This is a genomic window from Nostoc sp. 2RC (genome assembly GCF_014222165.1).
Taxonomy (GTDB): Bacteria; Cyanobacteriota; Cyanobacteriia; order Cyanobacteriales; family Nostocaceae; genus Nostoc; species Nostoc linckia.
Genome location: NZ_JACKZU010000019.1, coordinates 25220 through 41567, shown reverse-complemented (window position 1 = coordinate 41567; position 16348 = coordinate 25220). Strand labels below are relative to the sequence as shown.

Annotated in this window: 12 protein-coding genes; 7 read left to right on the top strand and 5 right to left on the bottom strand. The window is 41.2% G+C overall.

Going from position 1 to position 16348, the window contains the following annotated elements; translation table 11 throughout:
• Positions 1-9 precede the first annotated feature (9 nt).
• Positions 10-1374, bottom strand: a complete 1365-nt coding sequence (locus tag GNE10_RS04195) for a nitrate/sulfonate/bicarbonate ABC transporter ATP-binding protein (RefSeq protein ID WP_185563788.1) — start codon at positions 1372-1374, stop codon at positions 10-12.
• Between the two features lie 370 nt (positions 1375-1744).
• On the opposite strand from GNE10_RS04195, the gene GNE10_RS04190 reads away from it, so the two are divergent.
• Together GNE10_RS04190 and mazG are read left to right on the top strand one after the other, a co-directional pair.
• Positions 1745-2347, top strand: coding sequence for a metal-binding protein (locus GNE10_RS04190; protein WP_185563787.1), 603 nt, complete (start codon positions 1745-1747; stop codon positions 2345-2347).
• A 52-nt stretch (positions 2348-2399) separates the two neighbouring features.
• On the top strand, positions 2400-3233 hold the full coding sequence (gene mazG / locus GNE10_RS04185; protein ID WP_185563786.1) for a nucleoside triphosphate pyrophosphohydrolase: 834 nt from the start codon (positions 2400-2402) through the stop codon (positions 3231-3233).
• 168 nt (positions 3234-3401) lie between these two features.
• On the opposite strand, the gene GNE10_RS04180 is transcribed toward mazG, so the two are convergent.
• A complete protein-coding gene (locus GNE10_RS04180; RefSeq protein ID WP_185563785.1) occupies positions 3402-4610 on the bottom strand; it encodes a transporter substrate-binding domain-containing protein in 1209 nt (402 codons plus the stop codon).
• Between the two features lie 421 nt (positions 4611-5031).
• Positions 5032-6501 carry an aldehyde dehydrogenase family protein gene (locus GNE10_RS04175; RefSeq protein ID WP_185563784.1) on the bottom strand — a complete coding sequence of 490 codons (1470 nt, stop codon included), beginning with the start codon at positions 6499-6501 and terminating at the stop codon, positions 5032-5034.
• A 419-nt stretch (positions 6502-6920) separates the two neighbouring features.
• Here GNE10_RS04175 and GNE10_RS04170 point away from each other — a divergent pair, with 419 nt between their 5' ends.
• Positions 6921-9176: a S8 family serine peptidase gene (locus GNE10_RS04170; protein ID WP_185563783.1), complete on the top strand. Its 2256-nt coding sequence runs from the start codon at positions 6921-6923 to the stop codon at positions 9174-9176.
• Positions 9177-9329: 153 nt separating this feature from the next.
• The gene (locus GNE10_RS04165) at positions 9330-10637 is read left to right on the top strand and encodes a glutamate-5-semialdehyde dehydrogenase (RefSeq protein WP_185563782.1); all 1308 of its coding nucleotides are present in this window, start codon (positions 9330-9332) and stop codon (positions 10635-10637) included.
• A gap of 15 nt (positions 10638-10652) precedes the next feature.
• On the opposite strand, the gene GNE10_RS04160 is transcribed toward GNE10_RS04165, so the two are convergent.
• Entirely contained in the window at positions 10653-12065 is a 1413-nt protein-coding gene (locus GNE10_RS04160) for an isochorismate synthase MenF (protein WP_185563781.1), read from the bottom strand.
• 390 nt (positions 12066-12455) lie between these two features.
• On the opposite strand from GNE10_RS04160, the gene menA reads away from it, so the two are divergent.
• From menA to GNE10_RS04145, 3 genes are read left to right on the top strand one after another with little or no spacing between them, the layout of a single operon-like run.
• On the top strand, positions 12456-13355 hold the full coding sequence (gene menA, locus GNE10_RS04155; protein ID WP_099072066.1) for a 2-carboxy-1,4-naphthoquinone phytyltransferase: 900 nt from the start codon (positions 12456-12458) through the stop codon (positions 13353-13355).
• 4 nt (positions 13356-13359) lie between these two features.
• Positions 13360-14421 carry an o-succinylbenzoate synthase gene (locus GNE10_RS04150; RefSeq protein WP_185563780.1) on the top strand — a complete coding sequence of 354 codons (1062 nt, stop codon included), beginning with the start codon at positions 13360-13362 and terminating at the stop codon, positions 14419-14421.
• Positions 14406-15848, top strand: a complete 1443-nt coding sequence (locus GNE10_RS04145) for a 2-succinylbenzoate--CoA ligase (RefSeq protein ID WP_185563779.1) — start codon at positions 14406-14408, stop codon at positions 15846-15848. The genes GNE10_RS04150 and GNE10_RS04145 overlap by 16 nt, the downstream gene beginning before the upstream one ends.
• On the opposite strand, the gene GNE10_RS04140 is transcribed toward GNE10_RS04145, so the two are convergent.
• Complete coding sequence (locus tag GNE10_RS04140; protein WP_185563778.1) at positions 15841-16287, bottom strand: thioesterase family protein; 447 nt, start codon at positions 16285-16287, stop codon at positions 15841-15843. The genes GNE10_RS04145 and GNE10_RS04140 overlap by 8 nt on opposite strands.
• Positions 16288-16348 lie beyond the last annotated feature (61 nt).

The following is a 16348-nucleotide window of genomic DNA, read 5'->3' as shown; positions in this document are numbered from 1 at the left end:
CCATCTCCCTCATCCCCCCATCCCCCCATCTCCCAACATTGGTTCTGGTAAATAGAGACGTTCTTCTCTGGCATCATATTCAAATAGTTCTGCGTAGCGACCCCAGTCAATTGCGGTAGCAAATTGTCGTTCTGCTTCCGCATGGGGAAAATGTTCATCCAGTAAATCTAGGAAGAAATCTGCGCGCATTGAACCATTGCGTTTTTCGCGCAGTGTTTGTACCATACTGACTAACATTGGTATATTTTGCAAAACCTGTTGTTGAAACAGATCTTTACTTCGTAAAATTGTCGTGGTAGCAAAGTCACGTCCAATATCAGTTAGTTGCACATCACCTTGTGTTACTTTTGCGAAACCCAACAACACTGCACCATCAAGAATCGGTAAAAGGTCATCCACTGCCAGTTGCAGCCGTTCTGCTAACTTAGGAATATCTTCCTTGCCTTGTGGTTGCTCAACAATTAATTCCAAAAGACCACTGATCCCACCGACTCGGACGTGAGGTAATGATTGGCTATAGGGTGATTTAGATGTTTGTGTTGGTGGTTTGGTGGCTGCGACTGCAACTTCTCCGGTGACTTCGGCTTCTGGGTTGGTCATCACTGTATATATATAATCTACTAAAGCTTTGAAGCGTGGATGAGTGCGATCGTGAGGACGTGGTAAATCAATTACAACTTCACCACGAATGCGCCCTGGATTTGCTCCTAAAATAATCACTCGGTCTGCTAAAAATACTGCCTCTTCAATGTTATGAGTGACAATTAATATACTTTTGGAAGGAAAACCCCCGGCATTCCAGAGGTCATCAATTTCACCCCGCAGGTTTTCAGCTGTCAAAACATCCAAAGCACTAAATGGCTCATCCATAAATAATACTTGCGGTTCAATTACAAATGCCCGCGCAAAGCCAACTCGCTGTTTCATCCCACCGGATAATTCTTTGGGATAAGCACTTTCAAAACCATCTAAACCTACTAAGTCAATAGCTTTGAGGGCGCGTTGTCGTCGTAATTCTCGATTCACCCCTTGTGCTTCTAGCCCTAGTTCCACATTTTCCTGTACTGTCAGCCAGGGTAACAAAGCAAAGCTTTGAAAAACCATTGCCACATCTTTGTTAGCACTGCGTAAGACTTTCCCATTGCTAATGACTTGTCCTTCACTGGGTGGAATCAAGCCTGCCATAATTCGCAGTAAAGTACTTTTACCACTACCACTGCGACCGAGTAAAGCCACAACTTCACCTGAATTTACCCTGGCGTTAATGTGACGCAGAACAGTAAACTCCCCTTTGCCATCGGGAAGCGGAAAGCTTTTGTTTACCTCTTCAACGGCGATTAATACTTGCTCTGTAACTGGCGTGATTTTTGTCATAAATTACACTATTTTTTACTCTTATTTGCTCATAAAAGTATGATGGAAACAGACTTTCAAGCCTGTTTACCCAACTTTATCAAAACAGAATAAAGGCGTCAGTCGTCAGAATTCAGCAATGTTTTTTGTACGACTGGCGGATAGCGCAGCTAAGCCGTGTCCGCGTACCCCTGCTCTTAAGCAAGCTACGCGTAGCGTCTCGTAGAGAGCGTCTTGATTCTGAATTCTGAATTCTGAATTCTGTATTCTTCTTCAACTGATTTCTCTGTCTAAAGTTTCATTATTAGCTTATAATCTCTCAGTATTCGGCACTGGCTGAACGCCTCGTTGGCGCAGCCTCTCGTAGAGAAGAAAGCTAACAGGACTCAGGATGCCCTCTGGTCGGACGCACGATAGCATTACTCTATATACTCTGCCATTTGTGGCGGGTGTAACTTTTTTGCAAAATCGCCGTAGCAATGCAACTTTGTTGGTTGCAGGTGGGTTTCTGTTCGGCGGATTGATGTTTGGCCCGGATTTAGATATTTTTTTTGTGCAGTACCAACGCTGGGGTTTGTTACGTTGGATTTGGTTACCTTATCAAAAAAGTCTCCGCCATCGCTCCTTTTTATCCCACGGGCCGATTATTGGTACAACCCTACGGGTGCTTTATCTGGGATGCTTGCTAGCTATTTCGGCTATTTTTGTTTTGGCAATTGCCCAAAAGCTGTGGAATTTTAACTTTACCTGGCAAGATTTGGGTAGGACTGTCGGGCGATCGCTCGTGAATTATGATACTGAATATGTAGCTCTGTTCTTGGGTTTAGAACTCGGTGCCATGAGTCATTCTCTCAGCGATTGGAGCGGTTCTGCATACAAGCGGTTTCAAAAACAAGGAATTCGGGGGTTGCTTCCCAATAATAAAGTAAAGAAGCGTCCAGTTACAAATCGCACTCAGCGTCAGTCTAAACCCAAAAATCCTAAAAGTCGTTGACTGTTGACGGTTGACAGTTAACCGTGCAATTTAAAGCTTAATAGTCTAACTTATGGAATCAAATCAAAAACATAGTGATACTTTGGCAGCCATACAAGAATTAATAGAGGTAGTGGCAAAATTGCGATCGCCCGATGACGGTTGTCCGTGGGATTTGGCACAAACCCCCGAAAGCCTGACACCTTATGTCATCGAAGAAGCTTATGAAGTGGTGGACGCAATTAAAAATGGGGATAAAGAAGCGATCGCTGAAGAGTTGGGAGATTTATTATTACAAGTAGTATTACAAGCTCAAATTGCCAGCGAGTCTGGGCAATTTTCCCTCAAAGAAATTAGTCAAGGCATTTCCCAAAAGTTAATTCGCCGCCATCCCCATGTATTTGGTGATGTCTCAGTGCAAAGTGTCGATGAAGTGCGGCAAAACTGGGAACAAATCAAAGCTGCGGAAAAAGGTGAATCCTCCCCAGAAACTCAAAAACTCAGTACCAAACTCAGTCGTTATGGGCGTACCCTTCCCCCATTAACTGCGGCCATGAAGATTTCCCAAAAAGCTGCGGCTGTGGGGTTTGAATGGGAAAACATTGATGGAGTCTGGGATAAATTTCACGAAGAATTAGCAGAATTTCAACAAGCCATAGCACAGGAAACACCAGCACGACAACAAGCAGAATTAGGTGATATATTATTTGCACTCATTCAGCTAGCCCGTTGGTATCACCTCGATCCTAGTGCTGCTTTACAAGGTACAAATCAGCGATTTGTGCAACGCTTAGAAAAAATGGAAGCAGTTGTTGACCGTCCCCTGAGTGATTATAGTTTGGATGAGTTAGAAAAATTATGGCAACAGGCAAAAATTAAACTTGCACAACAAGGGAATAGGGAATAGGGAATAGGGCATTGGGCATAGAGATTAGGGAGTTTGAGATTGAAGCTTGAGCTATTAAGATTGGAAATTGCACCTTTAACCTAATACAGTTCAGTAGGGATGAACGGCTGTTCGCCCTTACCAATTTAAGTTATAAATCTCCCTCTCCCCAATGCCCCATTCCCCTCCTCAAGATTCTTTGCCTTCAAACCACTTATCATACAAAGATTGATAAGTGCCATTTTCTCTGAGATTCAGCAAAGCTTTATTAATTGGTTTGCGATAAGGACTGTTATTGGGCAAAACGATGCCGTAACTTTCTTCACGCAAGACACTACCAACAACTTGTACTCTGCCTTTGCCTTCATTGGCTGCATAAAACAGAAGTACGGGTGCATCAAACACCACAGCATCAACTTTTTTGGTCATTAGCGCTTTGTAAGCTTCCTCGATTTTAGGGACTTGTAAAACTGAAATATGATGTTCTCGCAGGTATGCTGCGGCTGTGCTACCGGCAGTTGTGGCTACTATCTTTCCTGGCAAATCGTCGATACTCTTGATATCGCCTTGAAGTTGCTGCACTGTTAATGAGGTGGTAGCGCTGGCTGTAAAGTAGGCGGCGAAAAGCACTCCGATGAACATCCAAACAATACCTACTAAGCGTCCTACGACTCCCTTGGGCATTTCATCGGCTTGGGTTGCTAATGTGGCAGCTGCCCACCAACAAGCTTTAAAAATGCCAGGAAAGTACGAGTGGGGAACCAATCCTTCTTTATGATTGCGCTCAGATAACCAAATAATATGGGCTGCTACGGCAATTAGTACTAGGGCAATTCCTATTACTTGCAAGAGGCTGGCGGAAAAAAACAGTTGTAAAATATTAGGAGCGCTGCTGTTTTCGTTTTCTGGGTTTCTCACCAGAATTTGCAGTCCTCCAGCAAAAATTGGTAATGAAAAGTCAAAATACTGCTGGCGTTCGGCTGTAATGGAAATAGCTGCAATTCCCAGTTTGGCTTTGTTTTCCTGAATAGCAGCAAGTAGTTCCGATACAGTGGGATATTGAACAAATTTAGACTCTACATCCATTTCCTTAGCGATGCTACGCCAGAGGTCGATACTGAATCCCGATAGCCTGTCTTTATCTTCTTTATCTTGTATGACAAAGGGTGGTATGACTCGTGTAGCTACTACTAAGGGTTGTTGGGATTGTGGTTGTTGAGTGAATCCTGGAGACGCGATTAACAACAATGCCAGAGTTGTACCCACTAATCCTATACAGATATACAGTACTAAGGAAAGTCTGGTTTGGTTTTTGCGTTTATGCCCGTGGAAACAGGCAATTTGGTTTTTCCTCCCAGCCATCACTTGGCGAAATTTAGTAGCGATCGCATTTATCATCGGAATTATCTTGAGTTGTGTGCTATGTCCTATTTATCATGCCCAACCCATACTCAATATCACATTATCGATGGCCAAAATATCGATTTTTTTCTGATTTTGGCAGAAAATCGGGGTTATTTATGCTGACTGATGACTGTTCACCGTTAACAGTCAACAGTCAACACTAAAACTAAACTAGACCTGCCTTGCAAAAGTCATACCAATTCTGTATGAAGATGCGCCAAACTATATGAGGAAGGAACCGCAAAGGGCGCAAAGGACACAAAGAAAGAAAGAAAATTTGGCGCAGCCTCACAAAGAACTGGTATCACTTTTGCAAGAGGGGGAAAAGGTTAAAAGGAAAAGGGTTTTTATTTGCCCTTTCCCCTTTACCCCTTACCCTTTTCCCCACTTCTCTTAGAAGTCTACTGTAGTCAAATTACAATTTAATGGTAACTGTCTTCACTTCGGTGTATTGCTGCAAGCCATACTCACCTAGCTCTCTACCAATACCCGATTGCTTGAATCCACCGAAGGGGGCAGCAGCATCGAAGACATCGTAGCAGTTTACCCAGACTGTACCAGCACGAACGTTGTTAGCAATAGCATGGGCTTTGCTGATATCCTGAGTCCACACTCCGGCGGCCAGTCCGTACATGGTGTTATTCGCCCGTTGAATTACTTCGTCGATATCTTTGAATTTGATGATGCTCATCACTGGGCCAAAGATTTCTTCTTGGGCAATTTTCATTTCATCGCGGACATCGGCAAACACTGTGGGGGCGATAAAGAAACCCTTATCACCAACTTGATTACCACCGCATAGCATTTGGGCACCTTCGCGCATTCCCGATTCGATGTAGCTCATGACTCTATCGAATTGTTCTTTGTCTACTTGCGGCCCCTGTTCGGTGTCGGTGTCGAAGGGATTACCAACAACGCGTTTCCTTGCTCTTTCAACACTTTTAGCAACAAATTCGTCGTAGCATTTTTCTTCTACGAACACTCGCGAACCAGCGCAGCAGCATTGTCCTTGATTAAAGAATAAGGCTTCATGGGAAAGAGCGATCGCCTTGTCCATATCAGCATCAGCAAACACGATGTTGGGACTTTTGCCACCAAGTTCCAAGGTAACGCGCTTGAGGTTGCTTTTAGCAGCAGCTTCCATAATTAAATGGCCGACTTCAGTGGAACCAGTAAATGCCACTTTGTCAATATCCATGTGACCGGAAATTGCAGCCCCGGCGGTTGGCCCGTATCCTGATAAAATATTCACCACGCCGGGTGGAAAACCAGCCTCAACAATTAACTCACCCACCCGCAATGCTGATAAGGGTGTTTGTTCTGCGGTTTTCATGACTACAGTGTTACCAGTTGCCAAAGCAGGTGCTAACTTCCAAGCCTGCATTAACAGTGGGAAATTCCACGGGATAATTTGACCAACCACACCCACGGGTTCGTGGCGAGTGTAGCAAAAGTACGGCCCATTAATGGGAATAGTCTTACCTTGAACTTTGTCAGCCCAACCTGCATAGTAGCGGTAACAAGCAATGACTAAGCCCAAGTCACCCAAAGAGTTTTGTAGCGGCTTGCCATTGTCAAGAGTTTCTAGCCGTGCCAACTCATCAATATTTTGTTCAATTAAGTCAGCTAACTGATAAAGTAACTCGCCGCGACGGGTGGCAGAAATCTTTGCCCATTCTCCAGAAGTAAAGGCAGTACGGGCTGCTTGTACTGCTTTATCTACATCTTGGGCGTCTGCTTCTGAAACTTCGCAGATTACTTCACCTGTAGTGGGATTGATTGTTGCAAATCGGCGATCGCTGATACTATTTACCCATTCATTGTTAATCAGCAGTTGCGTCGGGCCGACTTTGATCTGTTGTCCTGGTACTATTGCTGTAACCATAAGACTTCCTTAAGCTTTAGAAAAAATTGCTTAAATCTATTTCTTATGTTTGTTGCTATACAGCATCTTGTCTAGATTATTTTATAAAATCTTTAGTTTTGCTTTACAATATTATTTACATTTAAATGTTATACACGTATCTGAAATTTGAATTTTCAGATGACAAATAATAGGAAAAATTTCTTTCAACAAAGATTTTTCTATAGGATTCGTATTTGATTTTTGAAAAAAACTCAGTACACTTTGATTCCTTATTCCCTGTTCTCTGTTCCCTCTCTTCGCCAATAATTTCAGGAATCAAAGCGGATTCCTACATTGATTTCCAGTATTCTATTCAATGGCTAGTTTCAGTTGTTTATGATTTTTGAGCGATGACAAATTTAACTTAATTGAAAAAAATGATTGGGGGAATACGCTAGATGTCCGACCCGACTGTATTGGATACCAACTCCTTAAGCTTGTTGTCTGCCGATCCTATTAGCAATTCTCATAGTGTTATTTCTTTTAATCCATCAGATCTAGCGTTGTTATCTATTTCGCCAACTATACAGCCCGAACTTTCTTTGAATTACGGGTTTGACATTGATGCCATTGACCAAGCACTAAGTAACCTGAGTTTTCCAGAAACCCCAGATACAACAGACCAAACAATAACCGGAGTTGATTCTTTAACTGGACTGCCAGAAGATTATGTTAGCCCTCCAGATATCAATAGTTTGAGTACAGAATCTATTTCCTCCTCTCTGAATTCAGAAATTGTTGCCACTGTTGGCAGTAGTTTTATCAATGGACGATGGGCAACAGCACAAGGGGAATTTTGGAATGAACAAAAATGGTTAACAGGTGACTTTAATGGCGACGGACGAGACGATTTAGCAAACGTTTTTCAAAATGGTAGACGAGCCGATGTTGATGTTTATGTCTCCAATAATAGTAGCTTTACAAATCAGCGCTGGGCAACTCAACAAGGTGGATTTTGGAATAGCCAAAAATGGCTAGTTGGTGATTTCAATGGCGATGGACTAGATGATTTAGCAAAAGTTTTTAATGACGGAAATCAAGCTAGTATTGATGTTCATCTCTCCAATGGTAGTAGCTTCACAATTGGACGCTGGGCGACTCGACAAGGTGGATTTGCAAATAATCAAAAATGGTTAGTTGGTGATTTCAACGGTGATGGGCGAGATGATTTTGCCAGTGTTTTTAATGATGCCAATCAAGCTAGTATTAATGTTTATCTCTCCAACGGTAACAGCTTAGAAAATGTGGTCTGGGCAACTCAGCAAGGTGGATTTTCAGAGGATCAAAAATGGCTAACTGGTGATTTCAATGGCGATGGACGAGATGATTTAGCCAATGTTTTTAATGAAGCCAATCAAGCCAGTATTGATGTTCATCTCTCCAATGGTAACAGCTTTACAAATCAGCGATGGGCAACTCAACAAGGTGGATTTTGGAACGAGCAAAAATGGCTAGCTGGTGACTTTAATAGCGATGGACAAGATGATTTAGCCAATGTTTTTAATGAAGCCAATCAAGCCAGTATTGATGTTCATCTCTCCAATGGTAACAGCTTCACAAATCAGCGATGGGCAACTCAACAAGATGGATTTTGGAACGAGCAAAAATGGCTAGCTGGTGATTTTAATGGCGATGGCAAAGATGATTTAGCCAATGTTTTTAATGAAGCTAACCAAGCTAGTATTGATGTTCATTCTGCCAACAGTTTGCCAAATTATAGCTCGATCAATGGTTATGGCTTAGTTAATGCTTCTGCTGCTGTTGCTAAAGCCATTGGTCTACCTACCTTTGCAGGTATTCCCGATTTAGGTGGTAATAACTGGGGGGCAGATTTAATCAAAGCTCCGGAAGTCTGGACAAAAGGCTACACAGGTCAAGGAATAGTTGTTGCGGTATTAGATTCCGGTGTGGACTATAACCATGCAGATTTAAGTTCAAACATCTGGACAAATACTAGAGAAATCCCTGACAACGGCATCGATGATGATTTCAATGGATACGTTGATGATTTCTATGGCTGGAACTTTGTTAGTAACAATAACAATACTTTAGACGTTTACGGTCACGGTACTCATGTAGCTGGTACCATTGCAGCAGCCAACAATGATTTTGGAGTTACAGGTATTGCCTATAACGCCAAAATCATGCCTGTGAAAGTGTTGGGTGATGATAACAAAGGCACTTATTCTGGTTTTTCCCAAGGAATTTATTACGCTGTCAACAACGGGGCAAAAGTCATTAACATGAGTTTAAATGGAACCGTTCCTGACAGTGGTTTAGAAGCAGCCATTCAATACGCCGCCAGTATGGGTGTAATTGTAGTCATGGCAGTAGGTAATTCAGCAGGTTTAACTCCTTTATACCCTGCTTACTATGCTACAAATTGGGGTTTAGCCGTTGGAGCTGTTGACAGCAATAAAAACTTAGCAGATTTCTCTAACCGAGCCGGAAGTGATTTCAACATGGCTTATGTGACTGCGCCAGGGGTTAGCGTTTACTCTACCCTACCAAATCAAACTTACGGCTTTTATAATGGCACCTCCATGGCCGCTCCCCACGTAGCAGGAGTAGCAGCCTTAATCCTCAGTGCCAATCCAAGTTTAACCGGTAGCCAAGTGCGGGAGATTGTTGCCCAAACTGCGGTTAATGTTTAGGGCATAGGGGATGCTCAATGCCCAATGCCCTATCCCCAATATTGAGTAGTTGAAGGTTTTTTCTAATATGACCGAAACAAACTCATGATAAAAGCTCCATTATTTATTTATGGGGATTATTAATTTGGAATTTTGAATTCGGAGGGAAGCGACGTGACTACTTTTCAAGTTGGGTCTTCTTTAATAGACATTGCAGCGCAAACTCGGCAAGCTGCAAGTAAGCTGGCAATTCTCTCTACTGAGGCTAAAAATTATGCGATTGAAGCGATCGCTCTGGCTTTAGAATCAGCTAAAGATGAAATTATCGCAGCGAATATTGCTGATTGTGAAGCTGCTAGTAGCCAAGGAATTGCTAAGCCGCTTTATAAGCGCTTGCAGTTGGATGAACATAAATTAAGAGATGCCATCACCGGGGTACGAGATGTTGGTAAGCTAGACGATCCTGTTGGTAAGGTGCAAATTCACCGGGAACTCGACACAGGTTTAATTCTCAAGCGCATTACTTGTCCTTTGGGTGTTTTGGGGATTATTTTTGAAGCGCGTCCAGAAGCAGCGATTCAAATTGTTTCTTTGGCAATTAAATCTGGTAACGGTGTTATCCTCAAAGGTGGCAAGGAAGCTGTGCGTTCCTGTGAAGCCATAGTCAAGGCAATTAAACAAGGATTATCTCATACTGCTGTTAACCCTGATGCAGTGCAGTTGCTCACAACTAGAGAAGAAACTTTAGAACTTTTAAAGTTAGATAAATATGTAGATTTAATTATTCCTAGAGGTTCTAATTCCTTTGTGAGATTTGTCCAAGAAAATACCCGCATTCCTGTACTAGGTCACGCTGATGGCATTTGTCATTTATATATAGATAAAGCTGCTGATATTTCCCTTGCCGTTACCATTACAGTAGATGCGAAAGCTCAATATCCTGCTGTTTGTAATGCTATTGAAACTTTGCTAGTCCATTCATCAATTGCTGAAGAATTTTTACCCAAAGTTGCTGAGGCTTTAGCACAACGGCATGTACAATTAAGAGGCGATGCTAGGACTTTAAAAATTTTACCGCATATCGCAACGGCAACAGAAATTGATTGGAAAACAGAATACAGCGATTTGATTTTGTCGATTAAAATTGTAGACTCCATTGAAGATGCCATCGCTCATATCAATGAATATGGTTCCCGTCACACAGATGCAATTATCTCTGAAGATGCTGCGGCTGTGGAAACTTTCTTAGGACTAGTGAATTCAGCCAATATATTCCACAATTGTTCCACCCGTTTTGCTGATGGTTTCCGTTATGGTTTCGGCGCAGAAGTGGGAATTAGTACTCAACAAATGCCTCCCCGCGGCCCTGTTGGCTTAGAAGGATTAGTGACATATAAATATCAAATGACTGGTGAAGGTCATATTGTCGCTACCTACACTGGCGCAAATGCCAAACCCTTTACTCATCGGGATTTGAAATAAATTAGTTGAGGTGACTTAAACTAATGCTTTTAATAAAGCCTGAAGTTTAAGTTGCACTTCTGCAAATTCCTTGTCAGGATCGGAACCAGCAACAATACCAGCACCAGCATACAACCTGGCGCGATCGCCATCTATTAAGGCTGAGCGAATTCCCACAATAAATTCGCAATTTCCCTTAGCGTCTATCCAACCTAGAGGTGCAGCATATAAACCCCTTTCAAAATTTTCATAACGACGAATTTCAGCACATGCTACATCTCGTGCCGCACCAGCAACTGCTGGTGTAGGATGCAATTGGGCAACAATCTTTAACGGATGGATGTTAGCAGGAACTACTGCACTAATTGGCGTCCATAAATGCTGGATGTTGGATAATTGTCGCAGACGAGGTGCTAATATTTGCGGTAACAAACCTAGCTGGCATAGCCTTTGAGTGATGAAATTTAGCACCAGTGAATGTTCGTGTCTTTCTTTTTCACTATTAAGCAAACGATTGGCCTTGGCTGCATCTTCAGCAGGGGTTTTTCCTCGTGGTGCAGAACCAGCCAAGGCGTCAGTGATTAGCTGCTGATTATTAATACTAATTAACCGTTCCGGACTAGCACCGATAAAGTTTTGTCCTTTGCCATTACTTGTAGAAAAAATATAACAATTAGGATGTATTTGTCTGAGATTGTTTAATGATTTAACTAAATCAAAATGATTACTGGATTTGACATCTAGTATATCTGCTAACACAATCTTGCTTAAATGGCTAGATTGGATTTTTTCTAAAACAGAAGCTACTGAATATTTAAATATTTCGGCATTGGCGAGGGATTTTTGGTAAAATTTGCTGGAAAAATTGATATCTAAAGAATAATCTTCTAAAGATTGTAGAAATTCAATTTTTGTTTGTATGGTGTCTAATATTTTGGGAATATTGACATCAGCATTTATCGTTAAATTTGTTACTAATATACAGCGCTGATTTTTCACGGCTACTTGCCAGCGGGGGAGAAAAATCGTAGCCGAGGGAAATGGATAATCTACTTGGGAATTTTGATCGAAAAAGCTGAAATAACAAAAAAAATGAGGCCCAGAAAAAGGCAAGTTAGAGTTACCAAAATAAATTATATTTTTTAGGCAAGATTTGATAAAATATTCGCTTTTATTAAAACGGTCTGCGCCATCAACTTGTAACTTTTCTACAGAATCAATTGCAGCGATCGCTTCTCCTTTGCCTTTATCCTCAAAGTAAAAATTTATTTCATTTGCTTGTGTAAATCGATCCAATACAAGTAAAGGGTCAACTAAATCGATCTCTTGGGAGATACTGACAATTTGCCTGTAATTATTTTTGATGCACTTTTTTTGCACTGCTAACAGAAATTGATATAAATCTTTGTGCTGTACAAACAAGTTGCTAGGACATGGTGAAACTGTCATGGATCTATCGATAGTAAATTTTTTTTAAGTTAACTTCCTAAAGTGTAATTAATCGTGGTCGTATTTTTACAGGTAACATATTAAGTTGCCATTTCACCAGCGTAAGATTTGCCTTTTGATGGTGTTCCGAGAGCCTAAGAAGCCAGTTGTAGTCAAGACTGCAACTTCAGCCTCAGAGTGGGGAATGGAAACCCAAGAGCAAAAGGTAAGAATTGGGCATCCAAGAGTCATAATTTATAAAGAGTCTAGTATGATTGGTACAGCATAATTCAGAAGTAAAATACGCTATTACTTTGTAAGAAAGTAGCGGGTGTAAATTACCCGCTAAAAAATTGCTGAATTGATGAATTCTGAATTAGTGAATTCTGAATTTTTAATTAATCACGACTGATGACTACCAAGCAGATTTTATATCCGAACACTAAGTTATGGATGGCAGCCATTAAACCGCCGATGTACAGCGTTGCCATTATGCCCATTTGGGTAGGAACAGCAGTAGCATTTGCCGAAACCAAAATTTTTAATGGGGCAATATTTTCTACTTTTCTAGCTGCGGCAATTTTAATTCTTGCCTGGGAAAATATCAGTAATGATGTTTTTGATTCCGAAACAGGTATCGATGGAAATAAACATCATTCTCTGGTGAATTTAACAGGTAATAAGCCATTAATATTTTGGTTAGGAAACTTGTGTTTGGCTTTGGGATTGCTGGGGATAGTAGCGATCGCTTTTTGGCAACAAGACCTAACTGTAATCGGTATAATTTTGCTCTGCTGTGCTTTGGGCTATATGTACCAAGGGCCTCCCTTTCGCTTAGGATATCAGGGTTTAGGCGAAATTCTTTGCTTTTTTGCCTTTGGCCCCTTAGGAGTGGAGGCAGCATACTACAGTCAAACTCAGACTTTCTCAATCACCGCAGGTTTAGCAGCCTCAGTAATTGTTGGTATCGCCACAACTTTGATTTTATTTTGCTCCCACTTTCACCAAGTTAAGGATGACATAGCCGCAGGCAAGCGATCGCCCATCGTTCGTCTCGGAACCGAAAAAGGTGCCCAGCTTCTATTTTGGTTCACTGGCAGCATTTATCCCCTGACTTTAGTGTTCGTATTGTCGGGAATTTTTCCAGTTTGGACATTGCTAAGTTGGTTGAGTTTGCCCTTCGCCGTCAAATTATGCCGCCACGTCCAAGAAAATCATCATCAACCAGACAAAGTGAGTAACTGTAAATTCATCGCCGTAGCCGTGCATTTTTGGAGTTGCTTGCTATTGGGTTTGGGATTTGTGTTTTAGTCAAATGACTATTTTTAAATTTCGTCCCTATCGGCGAAGATTTGTACGGACAGTTAGTACAAGTCATGGTAGATGGGATATTCGGGATGGAATTATTCTCTGTTTCACCGACGAATCAGGTAGAGTTGGCTGGGGAGAAATCGCGCCTATTAGTTGGTTTGGTTCGGAAACCATAGAACAAGCATTAGATTTTTGTCGCCAACTCCCAGCAGAAATTACAGAGGAAACGATTTTCTCCATTCCAGATGAGTTACCCGCTTGTCAATTTGGCTTTGAGTCAGCGTGGGAGTGGCAAAGTGGGAATGAGGGGGATGAACAAGTAGGGGAAAGGTTAAAGGGTAAAGGGAAAAGGGATAAATTTAACCTTTCCCCCTTACCCCTTTCCCTTTTACCATTCCCTGTTTGCCCAATGCCCAATGCCCAACTTAGCGCCTTACTCCCTGCTGGAAAAGCGGCTTTAAATCAATGGGAAAGTTTATGGCAGCAAGGATATCGCACGTTTAAATGGAAAATTGGTGTGGATGTCGTTGCTAATGAACTGAAAATTTTTGAGTCGTTGAGCGACAGTTTACCAGCTGGTTGCAAACTGCGATTAGATGCTAACGGTGGACTCAGCTATGAAGAAGCTAATTTATGGCTGTGGACTTGCGACAATTTTAAAGCAAACGGGAAACAAGCCCCAGAAATTGAATTTATCGAACAACCGCTACCTGTTGAACAATTTCAGGGGATGTTGGAATTGAGTATGTGTTATGGAACAGCGATCGCTTTAGATGAATCTGTGGCTACATTAGCGCAACTGATAGCTTGTTATCAACAAGGTTGGCGAGAAATTTTTGTCATCAAACCTGGGATAATTGGATCGCCATCTCGGTTGAGAAAGTTTTGCCAAGAAAATAAAATTGATGCTGTATTTTCATCGGTATTTGAAAGTGCGATCGGTAGAGTTGCAGCACTCAAACTAGCAGCAGAATTATCTCTAAATAACAGGGCAGTCGGTTTTGGCATTGACCACTTTTTTGAACAAGAAGATACCTGGCTTCAAAGTCTATGGAAAAACCTCTAGACTATCTTAATAATCTCGTGGAAAATGATTGGTTAATTGGTTACGATAGCCGTGAATTTAACCAAATAGCTCAAGAGTTATATTTAGAATTTACAAAGTTATCAACGCCTCAAACATCACCAAAAATTATCTTAGCCGAACGCGAACCATTAAGATTTTTAGCAAGTTTTCTCGCCGCTTGTGCAGCTAATTGCCAACTTTTTCTTTGTAATCCCGACTGGGGAACCCAAGAATGGCAACAAGTCCTAGATTTAGTACAGCCAGATATGATTTTAGGAATGGGGAATAGGAAATGGGGAGATGAGGAGATAGAAAGATGGGAAGATGTGCGAAACTACACTCACCACCTCACCACTCCACTACCCCACCCTTTTCACACTCCCGGTGCCCAATGCCCACTTATCATGATTCCCACAGGTGGTTCATCAGGACAAATTAAATTTGCCATCCATACTTGGGAAACTCTCATAGCGTCTGTCAAAGGATTTAGAAAATACTTTCAGCTAAACCAAGTCAATTGTTTTTGTGTATTGCCGTTGTACCACGTCAGTGGTTTAATGCAATTTTTACGCTCTTTTACCACTGGAGGTAAACTAGCTATTCTGCCATTCAAAACTTTAGCATCTGGTACAATATTAAATATTAAACAATCAGAATTTTTCCTATCTTTAGTACCAACTCAATTACAAAGACTTCTACAAAACTCCCAATTAATAGAATGGCTAACGGAATTCCACACCGTGCTTTTAGGAGGTGCGCCAGCATGGAGCGAACTATTAGAAAAAGCCAGATTTCACCGCATTCGCTTAGCACCAACTTATGGCATGACAGAAACCGCTTCTCAAATCGCTACCCTCAAACCAGATGATTTTCTCAATGGTAAAAATAGTAGTGGTGGAATTCTCCCCCATGCCAAAGTAAGTATTTGTAACCAGCAAGGCGAAATTTTAAATTCCAATCAAATAGGAAATATTACTATCGAAGCTCAATCTCTAGCCCTTGGTTATTATCCTAGAATCAAACCAAACAATGATAATTTCCGAGTAGATGATTTAGGCTTTTTAGATGACGAAGGATATTTAAATATTGTTGGACGTAGCAGCGATAAAATCATTACAGGCGGAGAAAATATTTATCCAGCAGAAATTGAATCAGCCATACGAGAAACTCAACTCGTTACTGATATTTGTGTGATAGGTATTCCAGATCAACACTGGGGACAAGCCTTAACAGCAATTTATATTCCTAAAAAATCAAATATCTGTAGTTTAAAAATCCAAACATTACTTAAAGACAAACTCAGCAAATTTAAAATTCCAAAATATTGGATTCCCCAGCAAAACTTACCTCGTAACTCCCAAGGTAAAATTAACCGTCAACAACTAGAAAAAATCGCAATAGAATATTTACAAAATTCCCTCAAATAACTTCCCTTGCCCTTCTTCTCTCAGCGTCCTCTGCGCCTCTGCGGTTCGTTTCCAACCACTGAGTTATCTCATCAGGTAATTCCTGCTTAACTCTACTACTCACATCAATACAAACATGCCTAGTAATCGACTTCGCAACTACCACCTCACCCACAGTAATTTCATAAGTAATTTCAAACTTATCAACACCTAATTTCTGGGGAATTAAATCGATTGATAACTTGTCCCCTACAAACATAGGACGCAAAAAATCCACACTAGCGTGAACAATGGGGAAAGCTAGAGATGGATTATGAAAAAAATCTTTGAGATTAATATTTGATGCTTCTAAAGATTCTTCATAGGCTTCATGACAAATACCCAAAACATTGGCAAAATAAACTACTCCAGCAGCATCAGTATCTTGAAAACGAACCGTGCGGTTATAAGTAAAAGCCATTTTTGATAATTTGATATTCAAAAAGAAAAATACTAGGCAATCAGCCTGCTTTGTTAAATTG

Bases quoted from the DNA above. Each gene is read 5' to 3' on its own strand.
- GNE10_RS04190 (WP_185563787.1), top strand. From the start codon at position 1,745: ATGCCCTCTGGTCGGACGCACGATAGCATTACTCTATATACTCTGCCA.
- GNE10_RS04195 (WP_185563788.1), bottom strand. From the start codon at position 1,374: ATGACAAAAATCACGCCAGTTACAGAGCAAGTATTAATCGCCGTTGAA.
- GNE10_RS04150 (WP_185563780.1), top strand. From the start codon at position 13,360: ATGACTATTTTTAAATTTCGTCCCTATCGGCGAAGATTTGTACGGACA.
- GNE10_RS04140 (WP_185563778.1), bottom strand. From the start codon at position 16,287: ATGGCTTTTACTTATAACCGCACGGTTCGTTTTCAAGATACTGATGCT.
- GNE10_RS04180 (WP_185563785.1), bottom strand. From the start codon at position 4,610: ATGATAAATGCGATCGCTACTAAATTTCGCCAAGTGATGGCTGGGAGG.
- GNE10_RS04170 (WP_185563783.1), top strand. From the start codon at position 6,921: ATGTCCGACCCGACTGTATTGGATACCAACTCCTTAAGCTTGTTGTCT.
- menA (WP_099072066.1), top strand. From the start codon at position 12,456: ATGACTACCAAGCAGATTTTATATCCGAACACTAAGTTATGGATGGCA.
- GNE10_RS04175 (WP_185563784.1), bottom strand. From the start codon at position 6,501: ATGGTTACAGCAATAGTACCAGGACAACAGATCAAAGTCGGCCCGACG.
- GNE10_RS04145 (WP_185563779.1), top strand. From the start codon at position 14,406: ATGGAAAAACCTCTAGACTATCTTAATAATCTCGTGGAAAATGATTGG.
- mazG (WP_185563786.1), top strand. From the start codon at position 2,400: ATGGAATCAAATCAAAAACATAGTGATACTTTGGCAGCCATACAAGAA.
- GNE10_RS04160 (WP_185563781.1), bottom strand. From the start codon at position 12,065: ATGACAGTTTCACCATGTCCTAGCAACTTGTTTGTACAGCACAAAGAT.